The sequence below is a fragment of the Ensifer sp. EB106-03-01-XG145 genome (assembly GCF_058792075.1).
Genome location: NZ_JBYTEC010000001.1, coordinates 608375 through 623229, shown reverse-complemented (window position 1 = coordinate 623229; position 14855 = coordinate 608375). Strand labels below are relative to the sequence as shown.

Annotated in this window: 15 protein-coding genes; all 15 read right to left on the bottom strand. The window is 61.6% G+C overall.

Features of this window, described 5'->3' with window-relative positions:
• Nucleotides 1–2: 2 nt before the first annotated feature.
• The gene (fliR, locus tag AC3WWH_RS03050) at nt 3–755 is read right to left on the bottom strand and encodes a flagellar biosynthetic protein FliR (RefSeq protein ID WP_058320494.1); all 753 of its coding nucleotides are present in this window, start codon (nt 753–755) and stop codon (nt 3–5) included.
• Nucleotides 752–2839, bottom strand: coding sequence for a flagellar biosynthesis protein FlhA (gene flhA / locus AC3WWH_RS03045; protein ID WP_058320495.1), 2088 nt, complete (start codon nt 2837–2839; stop codon nt 752–754). Before flhA ends, fliR begins: the two co-directional genes overlap by 4 nt.
• Before the next feature lie 133 nt (nt 2840–2972).
• Nucleotides 2973–3239, bottom strand: coding sequence for a flagellar biosynthesis protein FliQ (gene fliQ, locus AC3WWH_RS03040; protein ID WP_043624946.1), 267 nt, complete (start codon nt 3237–3239; stop codon nt 2973–2975).
• 7 nt (nt 3240–3246) lie between these two features.
• Nucleotides 3247–3657, bottom strand: coding sequence for a flagellar hook assembly protein FlgD (gene flgD, locus AC3WWH_RS03035; RefSeq protein ID WP_057251055.1), 411 nt, complete (start codon nt 3655–3657; stop codon nt 3247–3249).
• Nucleotides 3648–4097 carry a flagellar biosynthesis repressor FlbT gene (flbT, locus tag AC3WWH_RS03030; protein WP_025425943.1) on the bottom strand — a complete coding sequence of 150 codons (450 nt, stop codon included), beginning with the start codon at nt 4095–4097 and terminating at the stop codon, nt 3648–3650. Before flbT ends, flgD begins: the two co-directional genes overlap by 10 nt.
• Nucleotides 4094–4441, bottom strand: a complete 348-nt coding sequence (gene flaF / locus AC3WWH_RS03025; RefSeq protein ID WP_034800744.1) for a flagellar biosynthesis regulator FlaF — start codon at nt 4439–4441, stop codon at nt 4094–4096. The genes flbT and flaF overlap by 4 nt, the downstream gene beginning before the upstream one ends.
• 34 nt (nt 4442–4475) lie before the next feature.
• Nucleotides 4476–5534, bottom strand: coding sequence for a flagellar hook-associated family protein (locus tag AC3WWH_RS03020; protein ID WP_057251057.1), 1059 nt, complete (start codon nt 5532–5534; stop codon nt 4476–4478).
• 2 nt (nt 5535–5536) lie between these two features.
• Nucleotides 5537–6985, bottom strand: a complete 1449-nt coding sequence (gene flgK, locus AC3WWH_RS03015) for a flagellar hook-associated protein FlgK (protein WP_058320496.1) — start codon at nt 6983–6985, stop codon at nt 5537–5539.
• Between the two features lie 23 nt (nt 6986–7008).
• On the bottom strand, nt 7009–8241 hold the full coding sequence (locus AC3WWH_RS03010; RefSeq protein ID WP_058320497.1) for a flagellar hook protein FlgE: 1233 nt from the start codon (nt 8239–8241) through the stop codon (nt 7009–7011).
• Nucleotides 8242–8332: 91 nt separating this feature from the next.
• Nucleotides 8333–9004 (bottom strand): transcriptional activator Rem, encoded by a 672-nt coding sequence (rem, locus tag AC3WWH_RS03005; protein WP_058320498.1) that lies wholly within the window; start codon nt 9002–9004, stop codon nt 8333–8335.
• A gap of 270 nt (nt 9005–9274) precedes the next feature.
• Nucleotides 9275–9826 (bottom strand): transglycosylase SLT domain-containing protein, encoded by a 552-nt coding sequence (locus AC3WWH_RS03000; RefSeq protein WP_057251064.1) that lies wholly within the window; start codon nt 9824–9826, stop codon nt 9275–9277.
• Nucleotides 9777–11225, bottom strand: a complete 1449-nt coding sequence (fliK, locus tag AC3WWH_RS02995) for a flagellar hook-length control protein FliK (protein ID WP_058320499.1) — start codon at nt 11223–11225, stop codon at nt 9777–9779. The genes AC3WWH_RS03000 and fliK overlap by 50 nt, the downstream gene beginning before the upstream one ends.
• Nucleotides 11222–12523 (bottom strand): chemotaxis protein MotC, encoded by a 1302-nt coding sequence (gene motC, locus AC3WWH_RS02990; protein WP_058320544.1) that lies wholly within the window; start codon nt 12521–12523, stop codon nt 11222–11224. The genes fliK and motC overlap by 4 nt, the downstream gene beginning before the upstream one ends.
• Before the next feature lie 5 nt (nt 12524–12528).
• Nucleotides 12529–13764 (bottom strand): MotB family protein, encoded by a 1236-nt coding sequence (locus tag AC3WWH_RS02985; RefSeq protein ID WP_058320500.1) that lies wholly within the window; start codon nt 13762–13764, stop codon nt 12529–12531.
• Nucleotides 13761–14414: a hypothetical protein gene (locus tag AC3WWH_RS02980; RefSeq protein WP_058320501.1), complete on the bottom strand. Its 654-nt coding sequence runs from the start codon at nt 14412–14414 to the stop codon at nt 13761–13763. Before AC3WWH_RS02980 ends, AC3WWH_RS02985 begins: the two co-directional genes overlap by 4 nt.
• Between the last annotated feature and the right edge of the window lie 441 nt (nt 14415–14855).

Here is a 14855-nt window from a genome sequence, read left to right as displayed (position 1 = left end):
GGCTATCCTCCCTGCATGACCGGCGCGAAACCGTCGCCGAACAGGCGCAGCATTGCGGCAATGCCGAGATAGAGCAGGAACATGCCGCCCATGATCAGATAGGGCTGCGAAATGAAGTAGATCGGGATCTGCGGGGCGAGCTTGTTGACCATGCCGATCGCTACGTTGAAAAGCAGGCCGTAGATGACGAAGGGGCTCGCGAGCCTCAGCATGATCATGAAGGTCTGCGCCAGCGAGTCCGTGAGCGTGATCAGCACGCCTTGCGGATCGAAGGCGGTACCGATCGGCATGGCGCGATAGGATTGCACGATCGCCTCGATCATCACGTGATGGAAATCGAGCATGAAGAGCACCATCAACCCGGCGAAGCTGATGAGGCTGGTCAACTGGTTTTCCGGCGTGTCCTCAATCACATCCGACGAGGGCGGGGAGCTGAAGCCCATCAACATGGTGATCGCCGCGCCGGCGAACTGCAGCCCGAGCACATAGTAGCGGGCGACGAGACCCATGACCACGCCGACGGCCGTCTCGGCGGCGATCAGATAGATATAGGTATGCCCCTTGCCGGTCACCTCAGGATAGATGTCCGTCCACATAACCGGCAGGATCGCCATGGACACCGCGACCGCGATGAACAGCCGGACCTGCATTGGAACGCGGGCAGAAGAAAACCCGGGCATGATCATGATGCAGCCACCGATCCGGCAAAAGGCCGCGAACAGCGCAAGCACCGAGCCCTCCGGGTCGGTGATCATGAAACTGAGCCGATGATCTTGATCTCGAGGCCCTTGGCAAGCTCGACATGCGAGAGCACGGGCAAAGTGGCAAAGAGACGCTCGATGATCATGCGAACATAAGAGCGGGATTCGGGCGAACTTACCAGTACGAAGGGCATGCCGCGATCGAGATGTTCACGGATAACTTTGGTCGCCTGTTCGCTGAATTCTTCCAGATGGCGCGGGTCGATGTCGAACTCGACGACTTCGCCCTTGGCGTCGCGCTTCAGTGCCTGGTGGAAGACCATGTCCCACTTGTTGCCGAGCCGCAGCACGCGCAGGACGCCATTGTCGGCGAGGTCGCCGCAAAGCTGCTGCGACATGCGCACGCGCACGTGCTCGACGATCTGTTCGGTCTTGCGCACATGCGGCGCAAGTTCGGCAACCGCTTCGAGGATCAGGTGCAGGTTGCGGATCGAGACGCGCTCAGCAAGCAGCAGCTTCAACACGGCCTGCAGGCCGGAATAGGACATGTGCGAGGTGCAAATTTCGTCGGCAAGCTTGCGGTATTCCGGATCGAGCCGTTCGATCAGCACCTTCACGTCCTTGTAGGAAAGCAGGTGCGGCAGGTTGTTGCGAATGACCTCGCTCAAATGCGTCAGCACTACCGAGACGTTATCGATCGGGTGGAAGCCTTCGCGCTTCAGGTCTTCGGTGAAGGTTTCGAGGATAGAAACCGCCGGCATGCCGAAGGCGGGTTCGCGGATCTCGTCGCCCGGCACGCTCGGCCGGCGGCCGCCGCCTGTCACCACCAGCACTTCGCCGACACGCACAGTGTTCGAGGCGATCGTCGTACCGTGGATACGGATATGATAGGCCTTGTCCGGAATGCTGATGTCGTCGGACACCTTGATTTCGGGAATGACGAGGCCGTATTGCCCGGCGAATTTGCGGCGCATCTTACCGACGCGGAAGGCCAGTTCCTGGTGGGCGCCGAGCAGGCGCGTCGAGACCTGTTTGCCGAGGAGAAGCTCGATCTCGGCGGTCTTCAGCACCGATTTGACGGAATCCGCCTCGCCTTCCTTGGTCTGCTGGACCTTGGCGGCCTCCTCGGCGCGGCGGGCCGCATTGGCCGCTTCGATCTGGCGCGGCACGAGCCAGCTCAGAAACGCCATGCCGCCGCCGAGAACGGCGAAGGGTAGGAACGGCAGGCCGGGGACGACCGCCAGGAGAATGATCAGACCGGAGGCGACCATCAGCGCCTTCGGATAGCCACCGAGCTGGCCGACGACGGCCTGATCGGTCGAACCCGAAGTACCACCGCGCGACACGAGCAGGCCGGCGGCGAGCGAGACGATCAGCGCCGGGATCTGCGAGACGAGACCGTCGCCGACCGAGAGCTTGACGAAGACGTCGGCCGCTTCTCCGATCGGCATGCCGTGGCGGAGATAGCCGATAATGATGCCGCCGAAGATGTTGATCGCGGTGATGATGAGGCCGGCGATCGCATCGCCGCGCACGAATTTCGAGGCACCGTCCATCGAGCCGTAGAAGGAGCTTTCCTCTTCGAGTTCGCGGCGGCGGCGCTGGGCCTCCTTTTCGTCGATCAGGCCGGCCGAGAGGTCGGCGTCGATCGACATCTGCTTGCCTGGGATCGCATCGAGGGTGAAGCGCGCGCCAACTTCGGCGATACGCGTCGCACCCTTGGTGATGACGATGAAGTTCACGGTGATCAGGATCAGGAAGACGATCAGACCGATGACGAAATCGCCGGACATGACGAGGCTGGCAAAGCCCGAAATGACGCCACCGGCAGCACCATGACCTTCATGGCCATGCGAAAGGATGACGCGGGTCGTGGCGATGTTCAGCGCCAGACGCACCATGGTCGAGATCAGCAGAATCGTCGGGAATGAGGAGAACTCGAGCGGGCGCTGGATCCACAGCGAGACCATCAGGATCAGAACCGAAAAGGCGATCGAGAAGGCCAGTCCCATGTCGATCAGGAACGGTGGAATGGGCAGGAAGAGGATCGACAGGATCATCACGATCCCGAGCGCAAAGCCGACGTCCCGGCCCTTCGGTGCCACTTTCGGGATGATCAGCGCTGCTTGTTGTGCCATGTCTCTTCCGTCTCATCATGAGAACAAGGCAGCATTCACACGCGCTGCCCCACTATAGAGACGGAGATACCGGTCCAAGCTTGTGCGAGGGTTTCACGGCCGCACGTGCAGATCGCCCCGCACTGCGAGCGGATCAGAAACCGGATTGGATGCGCGAGAAGATGATGTCGGTGAAGATCGAGATCTGGGCGCCGATGAAGGGCGCGGACACCGCAACGGTGATCATGACCGCAAGGATCTTCGGGACGAACGTGAGGGTCATTTCCTGGACCTGGGTCAGCGCCTGAATGAAGGCGATGACAACGCCGACAATCATGGCGGCGAGAACGGCGGGGCCCGAGGCCACGATCACGGTCCAGATCGCAGCCTGTACAATATCGAGGGCATCCGCCTCATTCATGGATGTGTCACTTCACCTTGACGCCCGGGCCGATAACAAGCTCCTTGCCGCTATCGAGCACCGCAATGATTCCGTCAGAGTATAGTTTCACTTCCTTAACCACGCCAGTGGTCTTGCCGTCCTCGCTGGTGACGGTGCGTCCGATCACGGCATCGGCTTCGCTCAGCGACGTGCGCTGGAGGAGGCTCTCGAGGTTCTTGTTGGTCTTGATCGTCTGTTCCACCTGCGAAAAGGTCGCGAGCTGGGCGATCTGCTGGGTCGCATCCATAGGTTGCGTCGGATCCTGGTTTTTCATCTGGGCGACCAGCAGCTTCAGGAAGCTCTCGTAGTTGAGCGATGCCTTGGCCGCGTCGCCGCCCGAATCCTGGCCGGAAACGATCGGGGTGTAGCTGTTGTTGTTGACGCCGCTTACCGCCACGGTGCGATCTCCTTGCGAATCTGCTCGACCGTCGCCGGCGTGATTTCCTGCGTGTTGAGAATGCGGTCTTCGATCGCGTAGAGGCCACGGATCGCTTTCAGCGCCTCGAATGCGCGGCCGTTGGTGACGAGACCGTCGACGCGCTTCAGTTCGGCCAGAATCTCTTCGTTCTTGAAGCAATTGAGCAGCATGACGACCGACTTGCGGAACATGGCGGTCGACTGTTCCGCACCTTCCGGATTGATGAGGATCATCTGCGCGATGAAGTAGAGCTGCTTCAGCGGCGTCGTCGCGTCTTCCGGCTGCAGCACGTGGTTTTCGAGCAGGAAGGTCACGTCGTTCAGAAATTCGACTGCGACCTTGCGGTCAACGCGAAGCACCGCACCGTTAACAAAAATCCGTTCGCCCGACTTCAGCGAAATACGCAGTGTGCTCTTCATTTCAGTCCATCCCTGATGATGGTGGTAATGTCAATTATGCCCTGGAAGTTGGAGGATTCGCGTTTGCGGATCTTCTCTGTCTCGTTGAGTATCCAGATGGCGATCGAAATCAGATTGGCGCGCAGCTCTTCGTTGAGCTGGTTTTCCGGAGCGCGCAGATCCTCGATGAAGCGGATCCACAGGCGCCGGGTGAAGTAGATGGCCTCGATGGCCTCTCTCGAATACCCTTTCTGCTGTTTCGCTGCTTCCATGAGCGCGATCGAGCGATCGAGTACCTGCCGTTCTCGATTTTTGGAGTCGGCGACGCCGTCCTCCATGATCTCGGCATAGGAAAACTGATACATTCAGACATCCTTCATGTTTGTCCGGTTCCCCATACTAGAGGAAATTGAGCAAGCTCATCTGCTGTAGTCGTGACGTTAGTGTATAGGACGTTTCCAACTGCACCTTTAGCGTGTTGATCCGGGTCGATGTCTCGATCGGATCGACGCCCTCGATGTCGGCGACATGCGTGTTGACGAGCTTGAGCTGCGCTTCGATGGAGGTATTCGCCTTCTTGACGCGCGCTTCAGAGATACCGAGCGAGCTGCGCTCCGCGTTGAGGCCGGCAATCCCCTGTTCCGCGTAGTCGAGGGCTGCGACGCCAATGGCCGAGCGCACCTCAGGCGTTACGTTCTTGTCCATCAGTTCAGCGGCGATCACGCTTGCCACCGCGAACATCCGGAAACCCTTGGTATTGGCGTTGGTCGAGCTCTCGATGACTTCGCTGGTGCTGATCCGGCTCGTCATGTTCTGGTTCGAAGCGTCGGACCAGTTGGCATCCCAGCCAGGTCCGGTGAACATCGGTTCGACGGTGTTCTTGATGAAGTCCTGCATTTGCGTGACGGAGAACTGGTTCATGCCGGTCAGCGGCGGAACCTGCGCAGCCATGAAGGTCGAGAGTGCATTGTCGAAAGCAGTCTTGGCGGCCGACGGCGGTGTCGTGTCGTAGTCGGCAACCGGCTTGGCATCCGTGTTGATGCCCGAAAACAGGAACTCGCCATTGAAAGAAGTGTTGGCCGCAGCAGTAAAGGTCTGCAGCGCGCCCATGATCTCGGTCTTCTGGATCTTCAACTGGCTGGCAGCATCGTTGCCCTTGTAGGTGACGAGCGTGTCGCGCACCTTTTCCGCCGCCTTCGCCATGGTCTCGAGAGCGCCCTGCGAACCGGAGAGACGCTGGGTCACGACCGAGTTCGTGCTCTTCATCGAGTTCAGCCGGTCCAGCTCGCGCTGAAGGTTGAGTGAACGTGACGCCGTCGCACCAAGCGCCAGGCCAACGTCATAGTGGCGGCCGGTGGTCTGCTCCTGGGTGAGTTTGAGCAGCTCCGACTGATTCTGCTGGATCGTCAGGCGCATTGCGCTCTGGATCGCCAGATTAGAAACGTAGGACGTCTTCATGATTACCTCACGGCTTCCATAAGGGCTGCCATCATGGCATCCACGGTACTGACCAGCTTGGCCGATGCTTTGTAGGATTGTTCGAGATCGAGCAGCAGCGACAGTTCTTCGTCGATGCTGACGCCCGTCTGCTTGCTGAGTGCTTCCTGGGTGCGCGCAAGCATTGCCTGCTTGTTGTCGTCCGCGGTCGAGGCCGTCTTGCGTGTCTGCTCGAGCCAGCCAACCGAACCGGTCGCAAAGTTCAAAAGGCTGCTATTACTATCGAGGCCAGTGGACGGGGCGAACGACATGTTCTCGCCCATCTTGTTGATGAAGCCGTCGAGCAGCGCGGTATAACCGGGGCTCGGATTGGCCGCACCGCCCGGGTTCGACACCACGCCATTGAAGCCGCCGTCTCGCAGCAGCAACGGGTTTGCTTTGGCCAAGGCGTTGACGGTGATCTTGGACGCCATGCCGGGGACGACGGTGCCCGTTGGCGGAACGCCAGCACTTCCCCAGGTGAACAGACCGGGCTGATACGCGATTGCCGGCGGGTTGCCTTCCTTGAAAAGCTCGACCAGACCGCGCGCGATCTCGTCTAGCTGCGACTGGAACTTCGGCGCGATATCGTCGCGCAGCTGCACCAGGCTCGCGAGCTTGCCCTTGGCTGTCGTGTCCGCGCCGGTTCCGGCTGCGATCGGCACGCCATCGACGAAAATCTTGTTTCCTGTGACGGTGGCGTCGAATGTGGTGGTAGGAGCGAAAGTGACCTGACGCGGAATGTTCTCGAAGAGCACCGTGCCGTCGGTGGTGAAGATCACCGTATCGCTGTTGCCGCGCGTGACGGTGGAGATGCCGATGATCTCCGAAACCTGCTTCAGGATCTTGTCGCGCTGGTCGAGCGCGTCGCTGGCGTCACTGCCTAGCGCCGTCGCCGACTTGACGGCGTTGTTGGCCTTCTCGAAATCCGCCAGCAAGCTATTCAGCTTGTCGACCTCAATCGCGATTTCCTTGTCGGCATCCTTGCGCAGATCCTGCACCGTGGTGGAGGTCTTGTTGAGCGAGTCGGCGAGATCCTGCGCATCGGAGACCGCCGTCGCCGCGATCGTCTTGTTTCCCGGCGTTGCGGCCAAGGTCTGCAGGCTGTTGCGGAAATCGGAAAGCAGCTTCGACGGCGCCGTTTCATAGTTGTTGCCGCCGAGCGCCGACTTCAGCAGTTCCAGCCCGTCGCGAAGCCGGGCCTGGCCCGAGGCTTCGCCGATGCTGGCGATGCTCTGCTTGAGCAACGCCTCGTTCTGGGCCCGGTAAATAGATACGACCTGCGCCCCGTTCGGCGTGCTGCCCAAGAGAGCGAGACGACGCGAATAATCCGCATTGCCCGCATTCGCGATGTTCTTCGACACGGTCGCGGTCTGCTGCGCCGTATTGCTGAAGGCCTGCTGTGCGATGGATATTGCGGAGGACAGCGACATGACGCGGACCGTATCTCTTTCAATTACCGTTTCAGGTTGACCAGCACGTCAAGCAGGTCCGAGGCGGTCTGGAACACCTTGGAGTTTGCCGTGTAGTTGCGCTGCGCCTCGATCATCGAGGTCAGTTCGTTGGCGATGTCGACGTTGGAGTTTTCAAGCGCCTTGGACTGGATGTTGCCGAATGCCCCGGAGCCGGCAAAACCGGTGACGATGACGCCGGAATCGGTGCCCTGCGAATAGACGTTGCCCGATTCTGGCTGCAGCTTGTCCGGGCTCTGCACGGTCGCCAGCGCGATGCGATACTTCGGAACGAGGTTGCCGTCGCCGTACTTGACATAGACGATGCCTTCCTTGTCGATCTCGAAACCCGACATCTTGCTCGGCTTGCTGCCGTCGATGCCGCCGCCGGTGCTGGTGAAGTCACCGCCGAGCTGCGTGGTCTTAGTGGTGTCGATCGTCAGCGCGCCGAGATTGGCGCCGGTGCCCGGCAGGTTGTTGATAGCCGTCGTCGTCAGTGTGGTGGGGACCGCGCCGGTGCGCTTGCCGGCCGCGTCGAAAGTCATGACCTGAGAGCCGATCACACCGGTGATCGGCGGGCCGGCCGAGTAAGTTGCACGGTCGCGGATCTCGAGCGACCACTCATTGACGTTGGTTTTCTTGTAGACGAAATCGAGGATACGGGTGTTGCCCTGGCTGTCATAAACGACGAGCGAGGTCGGCTTTTCGTCGCCGATCGCTGCACCCGACGGCAGGTTGGCTTCCATCGCGCCCTTGGTCGAACCGGAGGCCACCAGGCCTTCGTCCTTGAGCTTGACCTGCGTCAAGCCGTCAAAGCCGTTAACAACAACCGTCGGATCAGCGCCGGCCTTGTATTCGTAACCCATCAGCGTGAAGCCGGCGGTGTTGACGAGGTTGCCGTCCTTGTCGGGGACGAAGGAGCCGGCACGCGTCAGGAAATTCTGGCCGCCATTGCCCTGGACGATGAAGAAGCCGCCACCGTTGATGGCCAAGTCACTTGCTGACGTCGTGTAGCTCGTGCCGCCCTGCTGCGAGATGCTGTAGCGCACCTGGGTTTCGACGCCGCCGGAATTGTAGTTGCCGCCGCCCGAAGGCAGGATCATCGACGAGAACTCGGTCGAGGCGCGCTTGTAGCCCGTCGTGTTCGCATTCGCGATGTTTTCGGCGACCGTGCCGAGACGGTTGGACTGGGCGTTCATACCGGACACGCCCGTTCTCATGCTGCCATAGAGACTCATATCGGATCCTCATTTCCTTGTTACGGCGACACTAGGAAGCGGGCCTTGCGTGAACCTGTCTTTGTTCGGCGCCCGCTCAACCGCGTGGCGTTCAGTTCCAGTCGATGCAGTAGCCAAGGAAGCGCTTGGAATCGATCGGATCGAAGCCGAGCTTCTTGCGCAGTTTCTTGCGCAGCTTGCTGATGTGGCTCTCGACGACGTTTTCTTCGACGTCCTCGTCGAAGATCCCGTAGATCGCGTTGAAGATCTGCGACTTGGATACGCGGCGGCCGCGGTTTGCGACCAAATATTCGAGAATCCGTCGTTCGCGGCGCGGCAGGGCGAAGACGTCGCCGTTGATCTCCGGATCACGGCCATCGGCAAAGACGCGGATCGGACCGATGTCGGTGAAGTTGGTAATCGCCTTCAGGCGTCGGCGGATTGCGGCGACGCGGGCGAGGATTTCGCGGGGGTGAACCGGCTTGCGCACGACGTCGTCGACGCCACAATCAAAGAGCGCAAGCGTGTTTTCCAGAGAGGGGGTGTCGCTGACGGCGATGACGGGCGCCATCGACCGATCGCGGATGGCACGAGGCAGCGTGAAGGTGGCGTCGCCCTGGCCGATCAGGAAGGCCTCGACGGCATCGATATCCGAATCAGCCGCCGCATTTACCCACTCGCCAAACTCCCTGGGGTCGAAGCCCGTCGAGGGAATTCCTTCACGCCCGAAGAGCGACGTATAGCCGTCCTTCACAAGCTCTCTTTCATCAACCACTACGATCATTCGCCCGCCTCCGAATCAGTATGGCTCCGCACTGATCGAGAGGTACGAATCGAGGGATTCATGAACAACTAGAGGAAGTTACTGGGTGGAATTAATAATTGATTAACCATGTTTCGCCGATTTGATCTATATCTAGTGGCACCCCGTTAACGTCGGCACTAAAATAATGTGGAAAAGTTAACGGACTACGACAAATCCGCTTGCCGTCACATTGTCCACGCATTGTCGCCACAATGCGGCAGCGCCTTCAAAAATACAATTATTGGTTGCTCACTGACAGAACTGCGTGGCGTTCGGCGTCCACTTGCCGTAGCCAGTCGCGACAAGATTCGCGATCACCCGACAGACATATTTCTTCTGCGCCGGGTCGTTGTTCGGGCCCGCGTGATAGCGGGCAACAGCCATAGTCCAAGTCTCATGCTTGGCGTGCAGATTGGCCAGGAAGCGCGCGGCATATTCGACATTCTTGCGCGGGTCAAGCATCTCCTGCGGCGAGCTGAAATGCTCGCCATGGAAGTAATAGTTGATCTGCATGCAGCCAAGATCGATGAGCTTGGCGCCCTGCGCACGGGCATTGCCGAACTGCGTGAGAACGTCCTGTTCACTGGTGCCGAAATAGGCCTTGCCTTCGATGTTCATCGCATAGGGCTGCAGCGAGCCCTTGCGGCCGGTTTCGGTCAGCCCGACGGAATAGAGTATCCCGGCAGGGATGTCGTATTTCGCCGCGGCGTTCATGATCTCGCGTTCGCAGACGCCGGCGCTGGCCAAGGCACTACATGTAGACGTGACCAGTGCGAGAGCGCTCAGTGCCGGCAGCCGCATCGTCCGTCCCGCCATTGCCAACCCACCTTTCCGCCATCGAAGCCTGGCCGTCGTCCTGTCGCTGCTGACGTCCCTGGCCGTTCCCGTCAGCCCGCTCGCGTCCCTGCTGCCCGGCCTGGGCTTGTGCCTGAGCCTGCGAGCCTCCACCCGAGGACGTGTCGCCGCCCGAATTGAAGACGATGTTGACCTGGTCGACCGCGAAGCCCTGCGCACGCAGGGCCTTCACCATCTCGCTCTGGTCGTCGCGCAACTGCCGGAACGCTTCGCCGGTCTCCACCTTCAGCTCGACCTGCAATTCGTCATCCTTGAGCCTCAGCGTGGCGGTGACGAGACCGAGTTCGATCGGATGGAGCTGGATCTTCAGCGTGTTCAGCGTCTTGCCTGCCTGGGTCCAGGCGCCTGGCTGGCTGAGTGCCGCGCTCGGCTGCAACGGGCTGGCGCCGACTTCGCCTGCGATCGCGTCCGCCACGGCGCTCGTGTTCGGATTCATCGAGATGCCCAGATAGCGCCGAGCCTCAAGCACCGTGACGTTCTCGACCTTGGCAGCCTGCGAACGGGTGCCGTCGAACGCAGCCTCTCCATCCTTGGAAAGGCTCATGGTTACGGCCTGTCCCTTCCCGTCGGCCCGGGCGAAGCGGAAGAGCCGATCCACATCGCCCTCGCCTGCCGCGGACTCGGCCTTGGCGCCGTGCTCGCCGGTCCCAGCGACATGCATGCCTGCAGCCTCGCCCGTGCCAGTCGCCGGCTGACGGCCGGCCTTGGTCGTTTCGCCGAGCGCCTGCCCGACCGCCTGGCCGCCGCCGAGCAGCGTCAACAGGTCATCCATATCCATCTTCGATGCCGACGTCGCTTCGCCGCCCTCGCCATTGGCGGCATCGGCGTCGCCTGCCGCCGTCGTTTCGCCGTTTGCCTGCGCCTTTGCCAGCCGCTCCGCAAGGTCGGCAATGCGCTCTGCGAGTTCGTCCGGGACGGTCGCGTTGCTCAAACCGGCCGGATCCGCGTTCGCCTTGGCCGTATCGGCCTTGTTCGCCGTGCGACGCGCGCCAAGGTCGCGTTCCGTTGCTGGGAAACGGTCGTGGGGCGCGTGTTCGCCAAGTGCCTGTTCGTCGCGGCCGATGGCAATGCTGCGCGCCGCCGCGCCGTGCCTGCCGGCGCTCTTGGCAATGTTGTCCTTGTCGATCAAGGCTCCAGCCTCCGTGTCGTCGCCGGCAGCGGTGTCGCCGAGGCCTTTGCCGGTTCCCGCCTGATCATTCGCCTTCTGCCGTCCAGCATTTGCCACGGCGTCCTCGAAGGCACCGCCCAAGGCGCCACCCGCCTGCTCCTTGCCGCCGGCGCGCCCATTTCCCTTGCCGGCAGGGGCCGGGGGCAGGCCGCGCAGGCTATCATCAAGAGCCCTCATTTCCCTTCTCCCTTCAGGAGAGCATCGATCTCTTCGATCTTCGACCTCCCCTTCGCCACGAACCCGTCGTGTTCGGGATCGCCGGCCGCACCGGCGTCGATTTCCGCCGCGCCTTCGGCTGCGGCCACCGGGATCGGCGTATTGCCGAAGGGGCTTAGGCCACTGCCTGTCTCCTCACCCGCTTCCGAGATGTCGGCTTCGACCGGTCTATCGGGTTTAGTCGCAAACGCTTGCGTGAGGCTTTCATCATTCGGCGGCCTGACGACCGCATCTGCGACGGCTCTTGCGGCATCACGCAACGCGCGGTCGCGTGGCGAAAGCTCGGCATCCGGTATCGCTGCTATACTTGCTGTCGCGGCGAACACATCGCTGGAGGGAACGGACGCCAGGCCCGCATAGAAACCGGCGAGCACTTTCGGCTGCATCGCGCCGTCGGCACCAAGCGCTTCGGCCCGCTCAGAAGCCTGCTTCGCCAATGCCTGCTTGCCGGCAATCGCTGCGCGCCGGGCGACACGCAGATAGACCTCGCGCTGGCGCGGCGCGTCCATGAAGTCGAGAATCTCGAAGATCCGCCCCTGGGCTTCTCCGTCGAAATGCGCGACGGCAAGCTCGACGAAGACGTCGGCGAACTGGCTGGCATAGGGAGACGTCAGGTAGCGGCGTGCATAGGTCAGCGCGTAGTGAAAGCCCTTGTCCGGCGCGTCGGCCTGCACCGCAAGGAACACGGAGCGACGCAAGGCCGCCTCCTCGATGATCGTGCCGGGAGCCGTCAAACGCGCCCAATCGTAATACTTCATCGCCGCAACCGGATCCTGCTGCGAGGTCGCATTGCCAAGAATGAGATAGAGATAGGGACCGATGCGGGCGTTTCGATATTCCGGGGCAGCCCTGGACAGGTTCTCGACGATCAGACCGCCCTTGCCGTTCAGATACTGCCGTAGCGCTTCGGTCACGCGGGAATCGAAATTGCCGGCCACGTCATGATCCGAAAGGTACTTCAGCGTCTCGGGATTGCCGCCGCTCATCGCATAGACAAGCGCCGCATCGACGTTGCGCGGGTCGCTAAACACCGAGGCATCGGCGGCGCGCAACCGCTTGTCGATCGCCCCGAGCATGAAACGCTGCATCTCGATCGCGGAATGATCGCCGAGCACCACGGAGTCCTGCACATATTGCAGCGACCGGATCATCTTGAAGGGCGCGAGTTCCTCGATATCGTTCGCCCTGGCGCTCCCGTTTGCAAACGGGGTCGCCAGCACGCAGCAGGTCATCAGGATCGATCGCAGGCGTCTCAGCATCATGTTTAACCCGGAGCCGATTGCAGCAGGATCTCGATGCGCCGGTTGCCCGGCGCATAGGGATCAGCCGGGATCTGCAGCCGCCGGTCGGCGAAGCCAGTGATCTGGCTGACGCGGTCTTCCTTCAGACCACCGCGAACGAGCATGTAATAGGCACTCTGGGCGCGTGCGGCGGAGAGCCGCCAGTTGTCATAGGTGCCGTCCTTGAACGGGCGGCCGTCGGTGTGGCCGCGGATCGCGACCGCACCCTGCCGCTCGGCGAGCAGATGGCCGATCTTTTCCATCGCCAGCACCAGTTCCTTCTGCGGCACGGCCGAACCGATGGCGAACATCTGCGCGTCCGTGCGCTCGCTGATCGTAACCATGAGACCGCCCTCGGCCGGCGTTACGACAAGGCCTTCCGCCAGCTGGCCAGCCTCACCGGCAAGTTGCTTCTTGAGCTCGGCCTGGAGTTCTTCGGCCTGCTTCTCCGCGGTCGCCTCGGCCGTCTCGGTCTTCGGCTTGTCGCCGCCGTCGCTCTCGGTCGTTTTGTCCGTGCCGTCTTCTGCCTTCGCCTGCTCCGCCTGTGTTTCATCCTCGGTCTTGTCGACCGCCGGAGCGCCACCTGCCTGCATCGCCGACGCCGCGGCGAGCGCCACGTCGCTCTTGGTCGTATTGCCCGCGTCGGTCAGTTCGACCTGCTTGGTCCAGAAATCCGGATCGAACGGATCGCGATAGGCTTCGCCGCCGTCGGCGCCGGTTGCCGGACCGGACTGAGCCGCTCCGCCCTCACCCTTGACGCTGATGTTGGCCTGCTGGCCGACTTCGCGGGCGATTTCGGAGAGCACCGAATAGGGGTTCTCGAAGAAGTCTGCGTCGGAATACTTGGTTTCTTCGCCCGAGGTCGCGGTCAACTGGTCGCCCGTCTTGGCCGACCCACCGGACTTTTCCTGCTCGCCATCGACCTTGGAGCGCTGCTGCGTCTCCTCGCCCTGCGCATCCTTCGCCGGATCCTTCAAGCCGCGTTCGGCAGGCTTCTGGTCGGTCAATTGCACCGGATTGAAATAGGAGGCGATCGCCGCCTTCGTTTCCTCGTTGGCAGCGTTGATCAGCCACATGACGAGGAAGAAGGCCATCATTGCCGTCATGAAGTCGGCATAGGCGATCTTCCACGAGCCGCCGTGATGCCCGTCATGGCCACCGTTGTGGCGCTTGACGATAATGATCTCATGTTTGCCGTTGTGATGGTTTTCGTCGCTCATGCGAGAACTTTCCGGACGGTATCGGCCCAGGCGGCCATGCGTGTCACCAGGATCGTACCGTCCATTTCGACAGCGAGATCGATGTCGTCGGTTTCGACGTGGCGGAACAAAGGCATGTCCTCCCCGAGCTGGCGCTTCAGCGCCTCGAAGAGTTGGGTTGGGGCCTTGACGACGACGGTGCAACCTTCGCCGGCCACCAGGCCCTGCTTAATCATCTGCGCCATATCGGCGACGGCGCGCTGCAGGAGGGCATCCTCCATGACCGGCGCAAGGACCCGAGCGGTCTGATCTCCGAGCGCGACCACCAGACTGTCGGCCATGTCGGCAAAACGCTCTGCCAGGCGGTTGGCGGTCTCTGCTTCGAGGCGTTGGGTCAAGGCCGCGAGCTCGGCCGCATGGGTCGCCTGCAGGTCGGCAATCTGGCGCTCGTGTTCGAAGACGAGCTCGGCCGTCGCCTCGGCGCGGCCTTCTGCGAAGGCGCGTCGGCGCTCCGCGTCGATGTCAATCTCTGGCATGGCTGGCCTCGCGCCGAGGCGGTCGCCATCGGCATAGTCGCTGTCCAGGTCGGGGAAATATTTTTGGGGCATCAGCGACAGCTCGACTTTCGGCGCGCTGAAATCCTTGAGGTAGCGGGAGAGCATCGCACTCATGACCGGTCACTCGCGGCGGCGCAGCGATACGGCAATCCCCGTCTGATCACGAGACGGCACCCTCTGGCGCGGACTTCCATGGCTCCTGGCACTGCTGACATGTCTCCCACGGGTCCAGCCGCGGATGCGAAGAACCCAACATTCTTGACGTACATCGGCGATGTTCGGGCTAGTCGTTCCCGGAGCGATCCGATGCAGGCGGCGGCCAAGATTCATTTTGGCCGGCAGTCATGCGACAGGACTGCGAGAGAAGGCTATTCGGTCAAACTTGTGCGAAAATGAATGTGTTGGACCGCGCCAGGGCAATTAGCGCGGTCCAACCGTTTCCACCGGGGCCGTGACCGACGACGTGGCAGAACTCAAACTTTGCCGCCCCCATTCCGGGAAAGCGGAAGCGTTTTGGCGGATCCGCCGGGCGCAGCCGGCCGCTCTCCGCCGATG

Coding starts and splice junctions, on each gene's coding strand:
- motC (WP_058320544.1), bottom strand. CDS start 12,523: ATGCTGAGACGCCTGCGATCGATCCTGATGACCTGCTGCGTGCTGGCG.
- AC3WWH_RS03010 (WP_058320497.1), bottom strand. CDS start 8,241: ATGAGTCTCTATGGCAGCATGAGAACGGGCGTGTCCGGTATGAACGCC.
- flaF (WP_034800744.1), bottom strand. CDS start 4,441: ATGTATCAGTTTTCCTATGCCGAGATCATGGAGGACGGCGTCGCCGAC.
- AC3WWH_RS03020 (WP_057251057.1), bottom strand. CDS start 5,534: ATGAAGACGTCCTACGTTTCTAATCTGGCGATCCAGAGCGCAATGCGC.
- fliQ (WP_043624946.1), bottom strand. CDS start 3,239: ATGAATGAGGCGGATGCCCTCGATATTGTACAGGCTGCGATCTGGACC.
- fliR (WP_058320494.1), bottom strand. CDS start 755: ATGATCACCGACCCGGAGGGCTCGGTGCTTGCGCTGTTCGCGGCCTTT.
- flgK (WP_058320496.1), bottom strand. CDS start 6,985: ATGTCGCTGTCCTCCGCAATATCCATCGCACAGCAGGCCTTCAGCAAT.
- AC3WWH_RS03000 (WP_057251064.1), bottom strand. CDS start 9,826: ATGCGGCTGCCGGCACTGAGCGCTCTCGCACTGGTCACGTCTACATGT.
- fliK (WP_058320499.1), bottom strand. CDS start 11,225: ATGAGGGCTCTTGATGATAGCCTGCGCGGCCTGCCCCCGGCCCCTGCC.
- flhA (WP_058320495.1), bottom strand. CDS start 2,839: ATGGCACAACAAGCAGCGCTGATCATCCCGAAAGTGGCACCGAAGGGC.
- flbT (WP_025425943.1), bottom strand. CDS start 4,097: ATGAAGAGCACACTGCGTATTTCGCTGAAGTCGGGCGAACGGATTTTT.
- AC3WWH_RS02985 (WP_058320500.1), bottom strand. CDS start 13,764: ATGAGCGACGAAAACCATCACAACGGCAAACATGAGATCATTATCGTC.
- AC3WWH_RS02980 (WP_058320501.1), bottom strand. CDS start 14,414: ATGAGTGCGATGCTCTCCCGCTACCTCAAGGATTTCAGCGCGCCGAAA.
- rem (WP_058320498.1), bottom strand. CDS start 9,004: ATGATCGTAGTGGTTGATGAAAGAGAGCTTGTGAAGGACGGCTATACG.